The sequence below is a fragment of the Streptomyces sp. NPDC046909 genome (assembly GCF_040644695.1).
GTDB lineage: Bacteria > Actinomycetota > Actinomycetes > Streptomycetales > Streptomycetaceae > Streptomyces.
Window position 1 is genome coordinate 209,012 of the sequence record NZ_JBEYXC010000004.1, and the last position, 18,121, is coordinate 227,132.

Below are 18,121 nucleotides of genomic sequence, written 5' to 3' on the forward strand. Positions count from 1 at the left end.
TACCGGCCGGTACCTTGTGCACGATGTATTTGTGCGCACCTGTTCTGGGGGGAGCCAGTCATGAGTGAGGACACCGCAGTCGACACCCGCCCGACGAAGATCATGTTCGTCGCCGAGGCCACCGCGCACGGCGGCCGGGACGGCTATGTCACCAGTCAGGACGGCCAGATCGAGCTGAAGGTCTCGATGCCGCCGGAGCTGGGCGGCGACGGCAACGGCACCAACCCGGAGCAGCTGTTCGCGGCCGGCTACAGCTCCTGCTTCCACAACGCGCTGATCCTGGTCGGCAACCGCGAGGGATACGACCTGACCGGCTCCACCGTCGCCGCGAAGGTCGGTATCGGCCCCAACAAGCACCGCGGCTACGGTCTCGCGGTCGCCCTCAGCGTCTCCCTCCCCGTCCTGGACGCGGGCATCGCGGCGAAGCTGGTGGACGCCGCCCACGAGGTCTGCCCGTACTCGAACGCGACCCGCGGGAACATCGACGTGACGATCCTGCTTGGGTGAAGGAGGAACACCCGCACCGGCGGCACGCAGGAGGAGCACGGACGTGGACGTGAACGTGAACGGCACGGTCGAGAAGGGCTTCGAGCCGGTCAGGGACGCGTTCGTCCGGAACTTCGAGACGCTCGGGGACCGGGGCGCGGCGGTGGCCGTGTACCGGGACGGGCGGAAGGTCGTCGACCTGTGGGCCGGCACCCGGGACGTCGACGGCACCGAGCCCTGGCAGCGGGGCACCGCGCAGATCGTGCGCTCGGCGACCAAGGGCGTCGCCGCCGCCGTACCCCTGATGCTCGCGCAGCGCGGGCTGCTGGACCTGGACGCGCCGGTGGCGGCGTACTGGCCGGAGTTCAAGGCGCGCGGCAAGGAGCGGGTGCTGGTCCGGCACGTGCTGAACCACCGGGCGGGACTGCCGGTCATCGATCACCCGCTGACGCCCGAGGAGGCCCTGGACCCGTCGAAGGGGCCCGAGGCGGTCGCCGCGCAGGCGCCCGTCTGGGAGCCCGGGACGGACCACGGGTATCACGCGCTGACGTACGGCTGGCTGCTGGACGAGATCGTGCGGCGGGTGACCGGGCTCGGGACCGGTGAGTGGATCGCGTCCGGGATCGCGGGGCCGCTGGGCGCCGACCTGTGGCTGGGGCTGCCGGAATCGGAGGCGTACCGGGCCGGGCGGGTGGGGCGGGTGGAGACGCCCGAGCCCGTGAACGCCCTGCGCGCGCGTCCGAAGCGTTCGGTGACCGAGGCCTACACCGACCCGGCCTCGCTCACCAACCGCGCGTTCGGTGCGATCACCCCCTTCCCGGACCAGAACGACCCGGCGTACCGCGCGAGCGCCCTGCCCGCGACGAACGGCATCGCGACGGCGGACGGCCTGGCCCGGGTCTACGCGGCGCTGATCGGCGAGGTGGACGGCGTGCGGCTGTTCACGCCGGAGACCGTCGCGGCGGCCCGCGCGGAGGAGTCCGCCGGACCCGACCGCGTCCTCGTCATCAACACCCGGTTCGGCCTCGGCTACATGCTGCACGGCAGCGCGTCGCCGTTGCTCGGCCCCGGCTCCTTCGGCCACCCGGGCCGCGGCGGCGCCCTCGGCTTCGCCGACCCGGAGTCGGGCATCGGGTTCGGCTATGTCACCAACGGCCTGCGCAAGACGGTGACGGCGGACCCGCGGGCGCAGGCGCTGGTACGGGCGGTACGGGCCGCCCTTTAGGCGTGCCCCGGGCCCTGGCGGTCAGACGTGGATCGGATGCGACGTCCGCCCGGACGCCGCGTCGATCTCGCCGTGCGCCTTGGTCAGCAATTGCATGGCGAGTTCGTTGAGCGCGCGGGCGCCCGCGATCTCCTCCCCCACCCTCGGCTGATTCGAGTCGGACGTGTGGCGGCTGGCCTGCCCATGGGCCCGTACCTCGGAACCGTCGGGCAGCCGCACCATGGCGACCGCCCTGGTGTGCTCGGCGTCCTCCTGGAACTCCAGCTCGACATGCCATCCCACAGCGGTGTGCATCATCACGATCACCTCCGGAAGACCTGCTTCCAGAGTGCTCCTCGGCGGTGGGCCCCGCCTAGTCGGGTTCGGCGTACTCCTCGGGCCTGAAGGCGGGCGCGGTCGGCCTGGTGCGGGCGGGGCGGCTCATCTCGGTCACCCGCGAGGCGAGCTCGCCGTGGAACCGGGTGACCTGTCGTACCAGCTCACGGCGCTGCCGCCGCTGGTACCGGTGGGCGATCTCCAGGGTGCCGAGGGCCAGGAGGGCGGCGATCAGGACCATGACGCCCAGCGCCACGTACCGTCGGACCGTGCCCTCGCCCTCGGTTGCGTAGGCGAGCCCCGAGGCCAGGAAGAGCGCGGCCGTCAGGGCGAGCCACAGCACGTAGAAGGCGAACAGCAGAGGGTGGTCCTGGCCGAGCCAGGCACGCCGCGACCGTCCGGCCTCCTCCGACACCCGCCCCACCGCCCCGGCGATGTCGTCGAGCTCCCAGGCCGCCTTCTCGCGCTGCTCCAGCGAGAGCGGGGCCGTCATCCGGTCCAGGCGGAGGTGGAGCCGGGCGGCCGCGCGCCGCAGCACGACGCGGGTGACACGGTCGGGCAGCCGGTGCGGCCAGCGGGCCCACAGATCGGCGTCCCGCTTCTTGAGGCGGAGGTGGGTGCGGGCCGAGAGGGCGACGGCGACGCTCAGGACCAGCAGCAACGCGAGCGCCACCAGCGCGCCCGGGTCACCGGTCAGCCCCACCACCGCGCCGATGACGACGAACCCCAGGCCGATCGGCCAGGTCAGCCGGATGTACGTCTGGTGCCGCACGGCATGCAGCTCGCGTTCAAGCCCGTCGACGGACCGCCGCACGACCCGGACGGCGGCGACCGCGATCAGCGGTGCGCACAGCACGGTGCAGGACATCAGTGCGAGGGCCAGGGTGTACGGCAGCACGTCCGTCCCGGCCCAGCTGTCGTCCTGGGGCAGCGCGGGAATGCCGACGAGGACGGCGGCGGCGAGGAGTGCGGTCAGCGCCCCGAGCCACCGGCCGGGCCGCACCCCGTGCTCCTCGGGTGCCTCGACGGGCCGCCAGTCAGGGCGCACCGGCCCTTCCAGCGCGGCGATGAGCACGGCGAGGTCGGAGGTCCAGCGCTCCTCGCGCAGCCTGGGCGCGTTGAGGCCGACGAGTGGCCGGAGCGACTCCGGCAGCTCAGCCCCGCGCGGCATCTCGGCACCGCCGAGCAGGACCGGTACGACGAACTTCCCGCCCGCCAGTGCCCACTCGATCTCCCGCCGGACCCAGTCCTCGGGGTCGTCCAGCCGCCGGGCCCCGGAGGGATGCCGTGCGCCCGCCCAGCCGGGGTGGATCACGGCGATCAACGCGTCGCAGTCGGCGACCCGCGCCTTGAGCGCGTCGGCGAACCGCTGCCCCGGCAGCAGGGACGGCCGGTCCAGGAAGACCTGGCCCCGGCCGAAATGCCGCGCGAGTGCCGCGTCGAGGTCGTCGACGACGCCCGAGTGCCCGCCTCTGCGGTAGCTGATGAATACGCCGCTCATGCGGGCGTTCGTACCAGAGTTACGGAGGGAAAGCCGGAGAACGCGCCAGAACCCGCCGGGAGGGGGACAGCGCCCGGCCCGTGCGCGGGGCCTCTCCGCGGCGCCCGGTTTCCCGGACCGCGGAGAGGCCCTGCCGGCCGGTGCGGATCAGGCCTGCCTGGAGGCCCGCCGCACCGCCGATCCGGTCTCGGCGCAGCACACGTACGCGACGCATCCCGCGACCAGCGTTCCCGCCATTCCGATCAGCGGGTCGGGACCGGAACCCCCGGCCAGGGCTGTGCCGGCGAACGCGATCGCGATGGCGGCCTCCCCGAGCGAGAGCAGGCCGAGCCACCCGGCACGCACCGCGTGGGGCGTGGCGGCCCGCGCCTTGGCGGAGCCCAGCAGTACGGCGCCACCGGTCATACCCACCACCGCGGCGGCGACCAGCAGCCCGTAGAGGAGCAGTCCGGAGGGGTCCGACTCGGTGTGGTCGAGTTCCCCGGTCCGAGGCGCCAGGAAGGTGAACGCGAACTCCAGGAGCGCGGCGTACGCGACCTGGCCCAGGAGGAGGGCCGGGGCGATTCTGCGGTGCAGGACCGTCATGCGTTGCTCCTCACGAGACGACCGCTCTTGATGATCCACAGCTTGCCGTCGGACACGTGCTTCTTGCACGAGCCCCGGGCCGCCTTGGAGGCATCGGCCTTGTAGCTGTACTTGGCCTTGTAGTGCCGGCCGATCTCCCTGCCCTTCTTGTTGTTCTTGAGGTCCATCTCCTTGTCGACGCCCCGGGACTCCGACTCGTGCCGGGTGGCCACCTCGTACGCCGTCTCGTGGTCGACGTAGATCTCCATCAGGGCGTTCCAGTAGCAGTGCCGGAAGGCGTCGCCCCGGCCCTGGAAGAGGGTGTTGTCGGGGTAGAGGTCCTTGGCGTACTTGAGGGCGACGTCCGCCATGTCACGGGCCTTGGAACAGTCGTACGGGTTCCAGAAGCAGTAGTTGCGCTCCGACGGAGTCACCGTGTAGCTGGCGCCGCTCGGGTCGAGCAGCACCGGGAACGCGGGGTTCTGGCCGGCGGCCGGAGCGAGCGAGACCTGGACGTCGGTGCCGTTCGCCGTCATGGTGACGGGCACCGTGGCACCGTTCGCGTCGACCGCCACCGGCGCGCTGAGGAAGGTGATCAGGCCGCTCTGGTTGTCGGCGATCACCAGCGTGTTCTCGGAGACGGCGGATATCTCCTGCCCCGGCTGGAGGGCGACCTTGTAGGTGAAGGACCGCGGTGCGTCGGCGCCGCGCAGCAGGTGGAAGAGCTCGACCCGGTTCTCGGCGTCGCGAACGGCGATGGTGTCGGCGTCCTGCTGGGTGTTGGCGTAGATCACCAGCCCGGTGTCGCTCAGTTCGGCCGCCGACCCGGCGGCGACCGGCAGGTCGATCAGGGTCTGGGAGGCACCGTCGGCGCTGTTGCCGGTCAGCGCGCCGTCGGCGGTCGAGGGCAGTTCGGTCGTCGCGAGCCGGCCCGCGGAGTCCTCGGTCTCCGTCTTCTCCGGGTCGTCCGGGACGACGTAACCGGCGGGGAGGTCCTCCTCGTCGGCGATCTCGTCCGCGATCTCCTCGGTCGGGTCGAGTCCGTCGGCGGAGTGCAGGAGGGAGGCGAAGTGGGTCTCGGCGATCTCGTTGACGAACGGGACGGAGAGCGTCCCGGTGATCTTCCCGGAGCGGAAGGTGTACTCGGCCCAGTCGGACCAGACCCCGGCCGCGCTCCGCACCCGGGCGGTCAGTGTGTGCGTGCCGCGGGTGGCGGGTGTCACGGTGACGGTGGCCTTGCCGGAGGCGAGCGTGACGGTCTGTGCCGTGCCCTCGTCGAGCCGGTACTCGCCGCTGGTCGCCTTGTCCGTGCCGGCGGCGAGGGTGAACGTTCCTGCGGTGCCTGCGTCGCCGTGCCACAGACCGTCGGCCGGGTACGTGGCCGAGCTGATGGCGGGCGCGGCCGGGACGGTCGGGTCCACGGACAGGGTGCGCCAGCCGGACCAGGTTCCGTTCCAGTCCGTGCCGTCGTACACGGCGACCCGCCACTTGTAGGTCCCGGCGGCCAGGGCGGGCGACGTCCAGCCGCCCGCGCTCCCGGAGGCCACGAAGGGGGAGGTGCCGGAGGCGACCTTGGTGGTGCCGGCGGAGTCCCAGACCTCGAAGGTGAGACGCACGGTGTTGCCGTCGGCGTCCGTGGCCTTGGCCGTGAGCGTGGGCGTGCTGTCGCCGGTGAGGGCGTCGGCGGCCGGGCTCACCGGCGAGGCCGCGCCCGGCTTGGTGTTGTACGTGATCGACAGGGCCGGCTCGGTCGGCCCCTGGGAACCGTCGACGTAGTTGGCGGAGCGGAAGCGGCGCCAGCTCGTGGAGTCGGCCTCGTCCACCGCACGGACCTGGAGGCCGTGGTTGGGCTCGCCGTCGGCCCACGCCTGGGCGATGCCCGTGACGTTCCAGCGCATGAAGTCGGCCGGGCAGTCCGCGCTGTGGCCGTAGGCGGACTTGGAGACGACGGCGCCGGTCGCCGTGGTCGCGGGCTGAGCGCCCCACGAGACCCCGCTGGGATCCCAGCTCCCGGTGATCCTGCGGACCTGGACCCCGGACCCGTCCGTGGCGCAGGTGGAGGACCAGTACGAGTGCAGCCGCAGGCCGGCGCTCAGGATGTGCTTGCCGGTGTACTTGGAGACGTCGAACTTGACGTAGGAGCGGGCCTTGGTGGTGCCCGCGTCGTACGTGCCCGCCTTGAGCTCCGTCGAACCCCGCTGCGAGTCGGGGTAGTTGGTGGCGACCCAGGTGTCGGTCGACGCGGCGAGCGTGGTCGTCGGGTCGATGGTGACCGGGTAGGTCAGCTCCGGGTCTCCGAGGAACTCCTCGCTCGGCCGCAGGACGAGAACCGTCCCCTCGGGCGTCTCCTCGACGGTCGTGGCGATCTCCGCGCTTCTGGCCGGCTCGCCGGACCGGGCGTCGATGCCGGTGCCCCACATCCGGGGCGCGGGCGCGCTCGCGACGAGGGTGCCCTTGGTGTCCTCCAGGCGCAGATGCCGCTCGGCGGTCTGCTCCAGGCGCATGCCCTCAAGGGTGACCGGGAGCCGGAGTTCGACCGGCTCGGTGGGCCGCTCCTTGAGAATCAGGGCCTCGGAGAATCCGTGCGGCAGCGCGGTGACACGCAGGTCGCCATGGGGTACTACGGACCGGTAGACGGCGGTGTCCCCGTCCACCCGGGGCGCGGGCAGGGCGCTGCCCCAGTCCAGCCCGAAGGTGTGCTGCCCTCGGCTGACCTGGGCGAAGTCCTCGGTACCACCGTCGGACAGCTCGACGTCGGCGACCGACGTCCGCGGTTCGAGGCGGGTGCCGGAGTCGACCAGGCCGGTGTCGATCGGGTGCCACTGCCCGTTCTCCTTGACCCGGATCGCGCCCGACGCGACATCCGTGGTCAGCGTGCCGTCCGGGTTGGCCCAGGTCGTGTCCGACTCGGTGCGCGCGTCGAGCACCTCGACGCGATGGCCCTGGAGCACCGCGGCCAGCCGGGCCGCCTTCTCGTCCGGTGCCTCGGTGACGCGGAGGTCATCGCCCGCGCCCGTCTCGGCGGCGGTGGCCGTGCCGTCGTCCGCCGCCGTGTCGTCCGCCAGGGTGGTGGCGGAGGACTGGGCGGCGAGGGCGAGGCACAGGGCCAGCGATGTGGTCGTCATCGCCATGAATCGTCTTCGCATACATCCCCCCAATGGTCAAGACATTGCCAACAGTTGACAATGAGCGACCGATCATAGGGTGCGCACCGCCTCCTCAATCGACACACATCAGCCATAAAAAGGGTCAACACCCCATCAGCGCCTGTGACGTTGATCATGATGCGGAATGCGTGACTACCCCGTATGCAGCATGAGCCCGATCCCCGCCACCAGCAGCCCCGCCGCCACGATCCGCGGCGCCCCGAACCGCTCCTTGAAGAACACCGCCCCGATGGCCGCCCCCACGATGATCGAGGACTCCCTGAGGGCCGCGATCGGCGCCAGTTCCGCCTTGGTCTGCGCCCACAGGACCAGTCCGTACGCGGCGACGGACAGGGCCGCGCCGAGCAGCCCCACGGCGGCGAACGGCCGCACCATGCCGAGGAATTCACCGCGCCAGCGCCAGAGGGTGTACGCGGGGATGACCACGCCTTCGATGGCCATCAGCCAGGCGACATAGCCGAGGGAGGACCCGGACGCGCGCACGCCGAGCCCGTCGACGACGGTGTACGCCGCTATGGACAGCCCCGTCGCCAACGCCGCCCCGATCGCCGCCCAGTTGGGCCGCCGCCCGCGCAGCCCCCACAGCGCGACACCCGTCAGCCCGGCGCACGACAGGGCGATACCGGCCGCCGCCCAGCCGTCCGGCACCTCGTGCGCGAAGACCGCGGCGAGCGCGGTGACGACGAGCGGCGCGGTGCCGCGCGCGATGGGGTACGCCTGCCCGAAGTCCCCCAGCCGGAAGGACTTCATCAGCAGCACGTAGTACGCGATGTGGATCACGGACGAGGCGATCAGATACGGCCACGCGCCCGCCGCCGGGACCGGCACGAACGGCACCATCGCCAGCCCGATCAGCATCCCGCCGCCGGCGATGAGCGTGAACCCGACCAGCTTGTCGGTGATCTTGTGCGCGATGGCGTTCCAGCTGGCGTGCGTCACCGCGGCGAGCAGCACGGCCGCGGTGACCAGCGGGGTCACTGGCTCTGCTCGCGGACGTCCACCAGCGTGCCGCCCGCGTGGGCGATCAGCGTCTTGGGCTCCATGGGGAACACGGTGTACGGCGTACCGGCCGCCGCCCACACCACGTCGTGGTCGAGCAGCGAACGGTCGGCCAGCACCCGCGTCCTGGTCCGGTGCCCGAAGGGCGGTACGCCGCCGATGGCGTACCCCGTCGTCTCCCGTACGACGTCCGCCTTGGCCCGGGTCACCTTCCCGGCGCCGAGTTCCTGCCGCACCCGCTCCACGTCGACGCGGGACGCCCCGTCCATGAGGACCAGCACCGGGACGCCGTCCGCCGCGAAGATCAGCGACTTGCAGATCTGGCTGAGCTCGCACCCGATCGCCGCGGCGGCCTCAGCGGCGGTGCGGGTCGCGTCCGGGAAGCGGCGGATCTCGGCCCGCAGCCCGTCGAGACCGAGCGTGGTCAGGGCCTCGGCGAAGAGGGGGTGGGCCTCGGAGTCTGTCGTCATGCACGGCACGCTAGCGGTGCGTGTACGGGGCATGCGACCGAGTTCCCGGATGGGTGCCCTGATCCCGGGCCCGGACCGTGACCCGCTGCGCCTCCGTCGACGCCGCGCGGGCCGCCAGCGCCTGCGGATGCCGGGCCCCGAGCGCGCTCACGGAACACCGCGCGACCCCCATGAGCACCTCGGTCAGCCGCCCCATCGACTCCAGGTCCCCCAGCGACTCGGCCGCCGCGAGCTCGGCCGAGACCCGCACGACCAGGGCTTCCAGCGCCCGGGGATGCCCGGCCCCCCAACGGTCCACCTGCGCGGCACAGACACCGACGAGCGCCCCGGCGAGCGCCGCGACCCGGGGATCCCCCGGCGGCGCCCCTCTGCGCTCGGCCTGGAGAAGCACGGAGGCACAGCGCATCCGCACGTCCAGCCACTCCTGCTCGGGACGGGGCGACTGCTGGGCGAGGGGTACGCGCGGTTCGGGGAGGGGCACGACCGGTTCGGCGAGGTGCACGGCTCCGACCCCTCCGTCGAGCCCAACCGCCTCCTCCGCAAGCCCAATCGTCTCCTCCGCAAGCCTCCCCGCCTCCTCCGCATGGCGGCGGGCCGGCGGCCAGTCCTTGAGGTCGGCTTCCAACGTGGCGAGGCGGGACAGGGTGTACGCCGTCTCCAGCGGGGTGCGGGCGGCGCGCAGGGCGGATTCGAGGGCCTCGCGGGCACGGGCGGTGAAGCCGAGCTCCGCGAGGACCGCGGCCATCCGGTTGTGCACCGCGCACCGGTGCTCCACGGGGACCAGCCCGCCGCTCACCCGGTCGACGACCACACCCACCGCCCGGGCGTACTCCCCCTGCGCCGGTGCGCCGAGGGCACGCAGCAGGGACAGGAAGTACGACATGGCGCCGGCCGCGGCCGGGGTGTCCAGGAGCTGTTCGTCCTCGGGCAGCCGGCGGACCTCCGCCCGGAGCGGTCCGAGCGCTTCCCCCTCACCGCGCACGGCTCGTTCCGCGAGGCCGACGCGGTCCCCCCAACGCCCTGGCGGGGCGGGCTCGAAAGGGGCCGTCCCGGCTTCCTCCCACTGCCTCAGAGCCTTGAGCACGTCGCCGGTGTCGCCCACCAGTTCCGAGGTACTCATGGCCGCCCCCACCACTTCCTCGACGAAGTCCGGCGACCCTCCCCGGGGAGAGCGGCCGTATCCGGATCATCCCATGGCGCGGGTCAAGGATCCGAAGATCCAGGGGAGTTGATCCGGACAGTCACCCCGCCCTGATTTCGGACAGCGGCCCCCGCCTCGTACGCCGTCCTCGTACGCCGTGCACAGCCCCATCGAATGACGCGGCTCATTCGACTTACGCGGCTTACTCGACCCCGTCGAACGACACCTCCTTCGCCTCCACCACCCCCGCCGTCCGCCCCGGCGCCGACTGCCAGCGCCAGTACAGGTTGGTGTGGGCGATGACCTGCTCCACCGGCGGGGCGCCCCACGCGCTCTTGTCGCCGGCCGTGTGCGCGTCGCCGACGAGCGTGACGTCGTAGCCCCGGACGAAGGCGCCGTGGATCGTGGAGCGGATGCAGGCGTCGCTCTCCGCCCCGGTGACGACCAGGCGTCCGACCGCGGCCCCGGCGAGGACCTCCTCCAGGTCGGTGGCCTCGAAGGAGTCGCCGTAGCTCTTGTGGACCAGCGGCTCGGAGTCGAGACGGGTCAGCTCCTCGACGTACTCCCACTCCGCGCTGCCCTTCACCAGTTCGTCGTCGGAGTGCTGAATCCAGACGACCGGTATCCCCTCGGCGCGGGCCCGGTCCACGAGACCGGCGATGGCGGCGACGACCTCGTCACGCCGATGCGCGTCGGCCACCACGCCCTTCTGGACGTCGATGACGAGCAGAGCCGTACGGGTTCGTTCAGGCAGTGTGGTCATGTCGGCCACGTTAGCCCCGCCCACTGACAACGGCCCCGGCCTCGTGGTTCGTCCCGGCGGCGTGCTTGGCCTCGGACCGCTTCCTGCGGCCGCCGACGATGCCGCCCAGGGCGCCGAGGGAGACCAGGCCCATCGCGGCGGCGCCGATGATGCCCTTCGCGCCGTCCATAGTGAAGTACATGGCGGCGGCGGTGGCCCCGTTGAACAGGAACAGGAACCAGAGGGTGCCGGGGCGGCCCAGGAACGCCTTGATCCTCGGCTTCTTCGCGATCCGCGAGCCGGCGATGAGGGCGAGGACTCCGCCGACGGCGGTGGCGACGTTCTTCTCGGTCCCGTCGAGGACCGCTCCGGCGCCGCCCGCACTGGCGACGAGGCCGGCCACGAAGACGGACCAGAGCAGGAGATCGGCGACGAACTTCTTGACGGCGGCGAGGACGGACATGAGGGCTTCCTTGCAGGTGGAGGACGGTTTTCCGAGCTGCCTCCAGCCTCCCGTCCCGCGCTCGCCGCCACGAGGGAGTGAACTGCCGAGGCCGTGGTGTAGCGGACTACACCACGGCTTCGGATCACAGGTTCACAGGGTCACAGGGTCACAGCATCAGACGCCGTACATCAGACCCGTACGAGCTCCCGGTCCTCGTCCCTCTTGTCGTCGCCGCCGCCGTCCCCGTCGCCCTCGGCGTCGAGCTTGCGCAGCCCCTCGCCCTCGACGTCGACGTTGGGCAGGGCGCGGTCGAGCCACTTCGGCAGCCACCAGGCCTTCTTGCCGAGCAGCGCGAGCACCGCGGGGACGATGGCCATGCGGACCACGAACGCGTCGAAGAAGACGGCGATCGCGAGGCCGAAGCCGATCATCTTGATCATCGACTCGCTGGAGCTGATGAAGCCGCCGAAGACGGCCATCATGATGATCGCGGCGGCGACCACGACCCGTGAGCTGTGCCGGAAGCCGGTCACGATGGCCTGGCTCGGGCTCTCTCCGTGGACGTAGGCCTCCCGCATCCGGGTCACGAGGAACACCTCGTAGTCCATCGCGAGACCGAAGACCACGCCGACCATGAAGATCGGCATCATCGACATGATCGGGCCGGTCTCCTCGACGCCGATCAGACCGCCCAGCCAGCCCCACTGGAAGACCGCGACGACGGCGCCGAGCGCGGCGAGCACGCTGAGCAGGAAGCCGAGGGCCGCCTTCAGCGGGACCAGGATCGAGCGGAAGACCACGATGAGGAGGAGGAAGGCGAGGCCGACCACCAGGCCCAGATACGGGATCAGGGCGTCGTTGAGCTTCTGCGAGAAGTCGATGTTCATCGCGGTGGTGCCGGTGACCAGGACGTTCGCGTCGGTGTCGGCCTTGACGTCGGCGCCGGCGTCCCGGATGGCGTGGACCAGGTCCTCGGTCTGGGTCGAGGAGGGCTTGGAGTCCGGGATGACGGTGATGGTGAAGGTGTCCCCGGCCTTGTTGAACGCCGCGGGTGTCACCGTCACGACGTCGTCGAGGCCCTTGATCCGGTCGGCCACCTCGGTGGCGGCGGCCCCGGGGTCGGCGCTGCCCTGGGCGTCGCCGACGACCATCAGCGGACCGTTGAAGCCGGGCCCGAAGCCCTCGGACAGCAGGTCGTAGGCGCGGCGCTGGGTCGTGGACGTCGGCTGGGAGCCGTCGTCGGGCAGGCCCAGTTCCAACTGGGTGGCCGGGACGGCGATGGCGCCCAGACCGAGCACGCCGAGCAGCAGTACGGCGGCGGGGCGGCGGATGACGAAGCTGGCCCAGCGGACACCGAGGCCGGGCTTGGCGCCCTGCCCCTGAGAGTTCTGGGAACCCTGGGAGCTCTGGGAACCCTGAGAGGCCTTCCTCGGCTTGCGCTTCTCGCCCGCCGGACGGATCTTGCGGCCCGCGTACCCGAGCAGCGCCGGGACCATGGTGAGCGCGATGAGGACGGCGACCACGACCGTGCCGGCCGCCGCGAGGCCCATCTTGGTGAGCATCGGGACGTTGACGACGGCGAGGCCCGCGAGCGCGATCACGACGGTGAGGCCCGCGAAGACCACGGCCGATCCGGCGGTGCCGACGGCCCGCCCGGCCGCCTCCTCGCGGTCACGGCCCTCGGCCAGCTCGCCCCGGTAGCGGGAGACGATGAACAGCGCGTAGTCGATGCCGACCGCGAGGCCGATCATCAGGGCGAGCGTGGAGGTGGTGTCGCCGAGGTCGAGCGTCTTGGCGAGGGCGGTGATGGTGGAGACGCCGATCCCGACGCCGATGATCGCGGTGAGCAGCGGCAGTCCGGCCGCGACCAGCGAGCCCAGCGTGATGACGAGGGCGACCGCGGCGATGGCGAGGCCGACGACCTCTCCGGCCGCCCCCGGCTCGGACGCGGCCTGGAGCGCGTCACCGCCGATGTCGACGGTCAGCCCGGTGTCCCGAGCCTCGTCCCCGGCCTTCTCCAGGGCATCCCGGGTGGAGTCCTTGAGCTCCATGCCCGGGGCGTCGTACTTCACCGAGATGTAGGCGACCGAGCCGTCCTTGCTGACGGCGTTCGACGTGTAGGGGTCGGTGACGGAGACGACCTCGGCGCCGTCGCCGAGTTCCTCGACGGTCTTGGCGACGGTCGCCTTGTTGGCGGCGTCCGTCATCTTCTCGCCGTCGGGCGCCTTGAAGACGATGCGTCCGGTGGCGCCGTCGGCGCTGCCGCCGGGGAAGCGCTGTTCGAGCAGGTCGAAGGCCTTCTGTGCCTCGGTCCCCGGGATGGAGAAGGAGGTCGAGCCCGCGGCGGGCGCGGAGGCCGCGCCGACGCCGGCGAGCGTCAGCAGGGCGACCCATATCAGGGCGACGAAATGCCGTCGCCGGAAGGCGAGCCGGCCGAGTTTGTAGAGGAACGTGGCCACGTGGGCGTACTCCCGGTCAGGTCGTGGTCTGGTGCAGGGAAGGGGTGATCGACCCGATGGGGACATGGGTGATCGTCCCGACGACTTGAGCGGTGGCGTCAGGTGCTACAGGGGAGTTCTACGGGGGGTGCTACGAGGGGTGCTTGCTGTCCGGGGAGGGGTCAGCGGGTGGGCACGCCGAGGGCAGGGAGGACCACGGCGTCGATGTACGAGGTGAGGAACGACTGCGTCGGAGGCATCTGGTCGATCATCGTCCGTGTCGCGAACGCGCCGACCATCATGTGGACGATGTAGTCCAGCGCCGGGCAGTCGGCCCGGACCTCTCCGCGGTCGACCGCGCGCTGCATGACCTTCCTGAACTCGTCCATCTCGGGTTCGACGAGGAGTTCGCGGAAGGCCTTCATCAGCTCCGGATTCCCGTGCACGGCCATGGCCAGGGCGCGCATCAGGTCGGAGTTCCGCTCCATGGTGCAGTCGTCCTCACGGCCGACGAAGGCATGGAGGTCGCCCCGGAGGGTCCCGGTGTCGATGTCGGCGATGCTGCCGCCCGCCTTCTGGCTCCGCATGGCCTTCACCACCAGCTCCGGCTTTCCGCCCCACTGACGGTAGAGCGTGGCCTTGCTGGACTTGGTGCGGGCCGCGACGGCGTCCATGGTGAGGGCGTCGTAGCCGACTTCCCGGAGCAGTTCGAGCACGGCCGCGTACAGCTCGGCCTCCCGCTCGGGCGTGATCCTGCTGCGACGCGCGGTTGCGACCTCAGTCATGATTTTCGCCTCCCACTCCGAACGACAACGGTCCGAACGACACGGTTTCGTACGTGACGAATGTAGCGCATGGATCGTGCGAAACGAAACAGTTTCGTACGTGTCCTGTCTCACGTGGGATCCGCGCGGGATCGACATCGACCCATTTTTCATAAGTTGCTGCGGCCCATCCTCCGGAAAAGCATGGGGAGGTGAGCTATCTGCGCCTGCCGCATCTGAGCGGTGACCTGTTGTGCTTCGTGGCCGAGGACGACCTGTGGCTGGCCCCCCTGGACGGGCGGGGCCGCGCCTGGCGCCTCACCGCCGACCGTACCAAGGTGGGCCACCCCCGCTTCTCCCCCGACGGCCGCCACATCGCGTACACGAGCTGGCGCAGCCTGGTCCCCGAGATCCATCTGGTGGACGTGGAGGGCGGTCCGGGCAGACGGCTCACGTACTGGGGCTCGCCGGACACCCAGGTCTGCGGCTGGACGCCCTCCGAAGGAAAAGGATCCGAAGGAAAAGGATCCGAAGGAAAAGGAGGCGCGCAGATCCTCGCCGTCGCCTCCCACGGCGAGCCCTTCTCCTACTTCACCTGGGCCTACAAGGTCCCCACCGACGGCGACCCCGGCCGCAAACTCCCCTGGGGCCCCGTCTCCGACCTCCAGGTCGCCGACCTCGACGGCGACCGCCGAACCCTCCTGCTCACCGGCACCCCACCCCACGAACCGGCCGCCTGGAAGCGCTACCGGGGCGGCGCGACGGGCCGCCTCTGGCTCCACGGCCACCGCCTGCTGGAGGGCCTGGAGGGCCACCTCCACTCCCCCATGTTCGTGGGCGGCCGTATCGCCTTCCTCTCCGACCACGAGGGCGTCGGCAACCTCTACTCCTGCGCCCACGACGGCTCGGACCTGCGCCGCCACACCGACCACGACGCCTTCTACGCCCGGCACGCGGCGAGCGACGGCACCCGGGTGGTGTACCAGTGCGCGGGCGACCTGTGGATCGTCGACGACGACCTCGCGGGCGAGCCGCGCCGACTCGACGTACGGCTGAGCGGGCCGCGCACGGGCCGTCGTACGTACCAGGTGCCCGCCGCCCAGCACGTGGACGGCGTCTCGGTGGACGAGACGGGCCGCGCGAGCGCCGTCGTCGTGCGCGGCAGCCTGTACTGGCTGACCCACCGCGACGGTCCCGCCCGTACGATCACCGACACCCCGGGCGTACGGGTCCGGCTCCCGGAGATGCTCGGTTCGGTCGGCCAGGTCGCGTACATCACGGACGCCGAGGGCGAGGACGCGGTGGAGATCGCCTACCTCCCCCGGGCGACCGGCGACCGCGAGCCCAGGCGGCTGGCCTCGGGCGAGCTGGGCCGGGTCCTGGAGATGGTGGCCGACCCGGACGGCGAACGCCTGGCCATCGCCGCCCACGACGGCCGCCTCCTCCTCATCGACGCGACCGAGGACTCCAACGGCGAGGTCACCGAGCTGATCCGCTCGGTCAACGGCCCGGTCCGCGACCTCGCGTTCTCCCCGGACGGCGCCTGGCTGACGTGGTCGCACCCGGGCATCGGGCGGTCCTTGCGGCAGATCAAGATGGCCCGCATTTCCCCGAAGGGAGGGGGGGACCGGTTGATCGTCGACGTCACCAACGGCCGCTTCGAGGACGAGAACCCGGTCTTCACCAGGGACGGCCGCTACCTGGCCTTCCTCTCCTGGCGGGGCTTCGACCCGGTGTACGACGTCCACACCGGCGACCTGTCCTTCCCGCTCGGCTGCCGCCCGTACCTGGTCCCCCTGTCGTCGGCGACCCCGTCCCCCTTCGCCCTGACCCCCGAGGGCCGCCCGGCGGCCGGCGGCCTGGACCCGGCGGAGGACGAACCGGGCGACGGCAGCACGGTCACGGTCGAGGTGGAGGGCCTGGAGAGCCGGGTGACCCCCTTCCCGGTCACGGCCTCCAAGTACTCGGCCCTGTACCCGGTGTCCGGCGGCGGTCTGGTCTGGCTCCGGTGGCCGATCTCGGGCGCCCTGGGCGAGACCTTCGCGAACCCGGACGACACGACGGGCCGCCCCACCCTGGAGTACTTCAACATCACGAAGGCGAAGAAGTCCGAACTGATCGAGCACCTCGACTGGTTCGCGGTCAGCGGCGACGGCTCCCGCCTGGTCGTCGTCGACGAGGGTGACCTGCGGGCGGTCCCCGCGACGGAATCCGGCGACAGCGACTCGACGGTCTGGATCGACGCCCGCCGCATCCTCCACGACGTCGACCCGGGCGCGGAGTGGCGGCAGTCGTACGAGGAGGCGGGCCGTCTGATCCGCGCGTACTTCTGGGAGCCCGACATGTGCGGCATCGACTGGGACGAGGTGCTGGCGCAGTACCGCCCCCTGGTCGAACGGGTGGCGACCCCGGACGAGTTCGCCGACCTCCTCCGCGAGGTCCTCGGCGAACTGGGCACCTCGCACGCGTACGTCACCGCCGCCCGCCGCAACGAGGGCCCGCCCCACTACCAGCGCCGGCAGGGCCTCCTCGGCGCCAACTTCGTCCGCCGGGAAGCCGGTTGGACGGTCAGACGCATCCTCCCCGGCGACTCCTCCGACTCCAAGGCCCGCTCCCCGCTGGCCGGCACCGGCATCCGCGAGGGCGCGGTCCTCACCCATGTGGACGGCCGCGAGGTGGACCCACTGACCGGCCCGTATCCGCTGCTGGCGGGCGCCGGCGGTACGACGGTCGAGCTGACGTTCACCCCGGCGGAGGGCGAGGGCCGGGCACGCCGGGTGGCGGTGGTCCCGCTGACGGACGAGCGGCCTCTGCGCTACCAGGACTGGGTGGCCAAACGCCGGGAGGTCGTACGGGAGTTGAGCGGCGGCCGTTGCGGCTACCTCCACATCCCCGACATGGGCGGCTCGGGCTGGGCCCAGTTCAACAGAGACCTGCGCATGGAGGTCTCCCGCCCCGCCCTGATCGTCGACGTACGCGGCAACGCGGGCGGCCACATCAGCGAGCTGGTGATCGAGAAGCTGACCCGCACGATCCTGGGCTGGGACCTCACCCGCAACGCCCAGCCGGTGTCGTACACGTCGAACGCCCCGAGGGGCCCGGTGGTCGCGCTGGCCGACGAGGCGACCTCCTCCGACGGCGACATGATCACCGCCGCCTTCAAACTCCTCAAGCTCGGCCCGGTCGTGGGCCAGCGCACCTGGGGCGGAGTCGTCGGCATGACCGGCCGCCACAGCCTGGGCGACGGCACGGTGATCACCGTACCGATGAACGCGGCATGGTTCGACGCGTACGGGTGGGGGGTGGAGAACAGGGGCGTGACCCCGGATCTGGAGGTACTCCGGACACCGCTGGACTGGGCGGAGGGACGGCACGCCCAGCTGGACGACGCGGTGAGACTGGCGGTGGACCTGCTGTCGACGACGCCTCCGGCGACGCCGCCGGACTACACGAACGTACCGGACAGATCACGGCCGAAATTGCCGCCGCGAGCATGAAGCCGGGGGTGCGGTGATGCCGTCAGGGGCGCGGGGAACTGCGCGATCAGCCCCCACGGCCCGCACCCGGCAACGCACCCGACAACGCAAACGTGGGGCGCCCCCGAAGAACCTCGGGGCACCCCACGCTCAACGGCCGAAGCCAGGCGCAGCGACTACGCGTCGTAGTCCTGGTCGAACCGGTCCTGCTCCTCCTGCTGCATGCGCTCCGTGTCCTCGTCGCGCCGCTGGCCACGCTGCTGAGCCTGCTCCTTGGCCTGCTGGGCCTTCTGCTTGGCCTGCTCCTGCCACTGCTCGGCCTTGTCCTGGAACTGGTCCTTCTTACCCATGTGGGTTCACTCCCGATGCGGGTGAGGGGGAGGCCCCG

15 protein-coding genes are annotated in these 18,121 nt (G+C 71.5%); 3 read left to right on the forward strand and 12 right to left on the reverse strand.

The genetic code is table 11. The features are described from left to right. Positions 1-60 precede the first annotated feature (60 nt). Together ABZ928_RS14015 and ABZ928_RS14020 are read left to right on the forward strand one after the other, a co-directional pair. Positions 61-507, forward strand: coding sequence for an organic hydroperoxide resistance protein (locus ABZ928_RS14015; protein ID WP_361517956.1), 447 nt, complete (start codon positions 61-63; stop codon positions 505-507). Positions 508-556: 49 nt separating this feature from the next. After that, entirely contained in the window at positions 557-1,711 is a 1,155-nt protein-coding gene (locus tag ABZ928_RS14020) for a serine hydrolase domain-containing protein (RefSeq protein ID WP_361518915.1), read from the forward strand. Positions 1,712-1,732: 21 nt separating this feature from the next. On the opposite strand, the gene ABZ928_RS14025 is transcribed toward ABZ928_RS14020, so the two are convergent. The 11 genes from ABZ928_RS14025 to ABZ928_RS14075 form a co-directional block, all read right to left on the reverse strand. Next, positions 1,733-2,008 carry a DUF1876 domain-containing protein gene (locus ABZ928_RS14025; protein ID WP_361517957.1) on the reverse strand — a complete coding sequence of 92 codons (276 nt, stop codon included), beginning with the start codon at positions 2,006-2,008 and terminating at the stop codon, positions 1,733-1,735. Between the two features lie 55 nt (positions 2,009-2,063). Then, a complete protein-coding gene (locus ABZ928_RS14030; RefSeq protein WP_361517958.1) occupies positions 2,064-3,527 on the reverse strand; it encodes a toll/interleukin-1 receptor domain-containing protein in 1,464 nt (487 codons plus the stop codon). A 147-nt stretch (positions 3,528-3,674) separates the two neighbouring features. Beyond that, a complete protein-coding gene (locus ABZ928_RS14035; RefSeq protein ID WP_361517960.1) occupies positions 3,675-4,112 on the reverse strand; it encodes a hypothetical protein in 438 nt (145 codons plus the stop codon). Continuing rightward, positions 4,109-7,216, reverse strand: a complete 3,108-nt coding sequence (locus ABZ928_RS14040; protein ID WP_361517962.1) for a DNRLRE domain-containing protein — start codon at positions 7,214-7,216, stop codon at positions 4,109-4,111. The genes ABZ928_RS14035 and ABZ928_RS14040 overlap by 4 nt, the downstream gene beginning before the upstream one ends. Before the next feature lie 174 nt (positions 7,217-7,390). After that, on the reverse strand, positions 7,391-8,236 hold the full coding sequence (locus ABZ928_RS14045; RefSeq protein ID WP_361517964.1) for a DMT family transporter: 846 nt from the start codon (positions 8,234-8,236) through the stop codon (positions 7,391-7,393). Continuing rightward, entirely contained in the window at positions 8,233-8,727 is a 495-nt protein-coding gene (locus tag ABZ928_RS14050) for a YbaK/EbsC family protein (RefSeq protein ID WP_361517966.1), read from the reverse strand. Before ABZ928_RS14050 ends, ABZ928_RS14045 begins: the two co-directional genes overlap by 4 nt. 10 nt (positions 8,728-8,737) lie before the next feature. Continuing rightward, complete coding sequence (locus tag ABZ928_RS14055; RefSeq protein WP_361517968.1) at positions 8,738-9,847, reverse strand: hypothetical protein; 1,110 nt, start codon at positions 9,845-9,847, stop codon at positions 8,738-8,740. Positions 9,848-10,070: 223 nt separating this feature from the next. After that, on the reverse strand, positions 10,071-10,631 hold the full coding sequence (locus tag ABZ928_RS14060) for an isochorismatase family protein (protein WP_361517969.1): 561 nt from the start codon (positions 10,629-10,631) through the stop codon (positions 10,071-10,073). Positions 10,632-10,641: 10 nt separating this feature from the next. Next, the gene (locus ABZ928_RS14065) at positions 10,642-11,073 is read right to left on the reverse strand and encodes a hypothetical protein (protein WP_361517971.1); all 432 of its coding nucleotides are present in this window, start codon (positions 11,071-11,073) and stop codon (positions 10,642-10,644) included. Between the two features lie 170 nt (positions 11,074-11,243). Then, the gene (locus ABZ928_RS14070) at positions 11,244-13,514 is read right to left on the reverse strand and encodes an MMPL family transporter (protein ID WP_361517973.1); all 2,271 of its coding nucleotides are present in this window, start codon (positions 13,512-13,514) and stop codon (positions 11,244-11,246) included. Between the two features lie 161 nt (positions 13,515-13,675). After that, positions 13,676-14,278 (reverse strand): TetR/AcrR family transcriptional regulator, encoded by a 603-nt coding sequence (locus ABZ928_RS14075; protein WP_361517974.1) that lies wholly within the window; start codon positions 14,276-14,278, stop codon positions 13,676-13,678. A gap of 191 nt (positions 14,279-14,469) precedes the next feature. Between ABZ928_RS14075 and ABZ928_RS14080 the strand changes: the two genes are divergently transcribed. Next, on the forward strand, positions 14,470-17,754 hold the full coding sequence (locus ABZ928_RS14080) for a S41 family peptidase (RefSeq protein WP_361517976.1): 3,285 nt from the start codon (positions 14,470-14,472) through the stop codon (positions 17,752-17,754). Positions 17,755-17,909: 155 nt separating this feature from the next. On the opposite strand, the gene ABZ928_RS14085 is transcribed toward ABZ928_RS14080, so the two are convergent. Next, positions 17,910-18,083 carry a hypothetical protein gene (locus ABZ928_RS14085; protein ID WP_361517978.1) on the reverse strand — a complete coding sequence of 58 codons (174 nt, stop codon included), beginning with the start codon at positions 18,081-18,083 and terminating at the stop codon, positions 17,910-17,912. Positions 18,084-18,121: the final 38 nt, after the last annotated feature.

What these genes read in the sequence shown, in the direction of transcription:
- ABZ928_RS14015 (WP_361517956.1), top strand. Translation starts at nt 61, where the DNA reads ATGAGTGAGGACACCGCAGTCGACACCCGCCCGACGAAGATCATGTTC.
- ABZ928_RS14025 (WP_361517957.1), bottom strand. Translation starts at nt 2,008, where the DNA reads ATGATGCACACCGCTGTGGGATGGCATGTCGAGCTGGAGTTCCAGGAG.
- ABZ928_RS14030 (WP_361517958.1), bottom strand. Translation starts at nt 3,527, where the DNA reads ATGAGCGGCGTATTCATCAGCTACCGCAGAGGCGGGCACTCGGGCGTC.
- ABZ928_RS14035 (WP_361517960.1), bottom strand. Translation starts at nt 4,112, where the DNA reads ATGACGGTCCTGCACCGCAGAATCGCCCCGGCCCTCCTCCTGGGCCAG.
- ABZ928_RS14040 (WP_361517962.1), bottom strand. Translation starts at nt 7,216, where the DNA reads ATGACGACCACATCGCTGGCCCTGTGCCTCGCCCTCGCCGCCCAGTCC.
- ABZ928_RS14050 (WP_361517966.1), bottom strand. Translation starts at nt 8,727, where the DNA reads ATGACGACAGACTCCGAGGCCCACCCCCTCTTCGCCGAGGCCCTGACC.
- ABZ928_RS14055 (WP_361517968.1), bottom strand. Translation starts at nt 9,847, where the DNA reads ATGAGTACCTCGGAACTGGTGGGCGACACCGGCGACGTGCTCAAGGCT.
- ABZ928_RS14060 (WP_361517969.1), bottom strand. Translation starts at nt 10,631, where the DNA reads ATGACCACACTGCCTGAACGAACCCGTACGGCTCTGCTCGTCATCGAC.
- ABZ928_RS14065 (WP_361517971.1), bottom strand. Translation starts at nt 11,073, where the DNA reads ATGTCCGTCCTCGCCGCCGTCAAGAAGTTCGTCGCCGATCTCCTGCTC.
- ABZ928_RS14075 (WP_361517974.1), bottom strand. Translation starts at nt 14,278, where the DNA reads ATGACTGAGGTCGCAACCGCGCGTCGCAGCAGGATCACGCCCGAGCGG.
- ABZ928_RS14085 (WP_361517978.1), bottom strand. Translation starts at nt 18,083, where the DNA reads ATGGGTAAGAAGGACCAGTTCCAGGACAAGGCCGAGCAGTGGCAGGAG.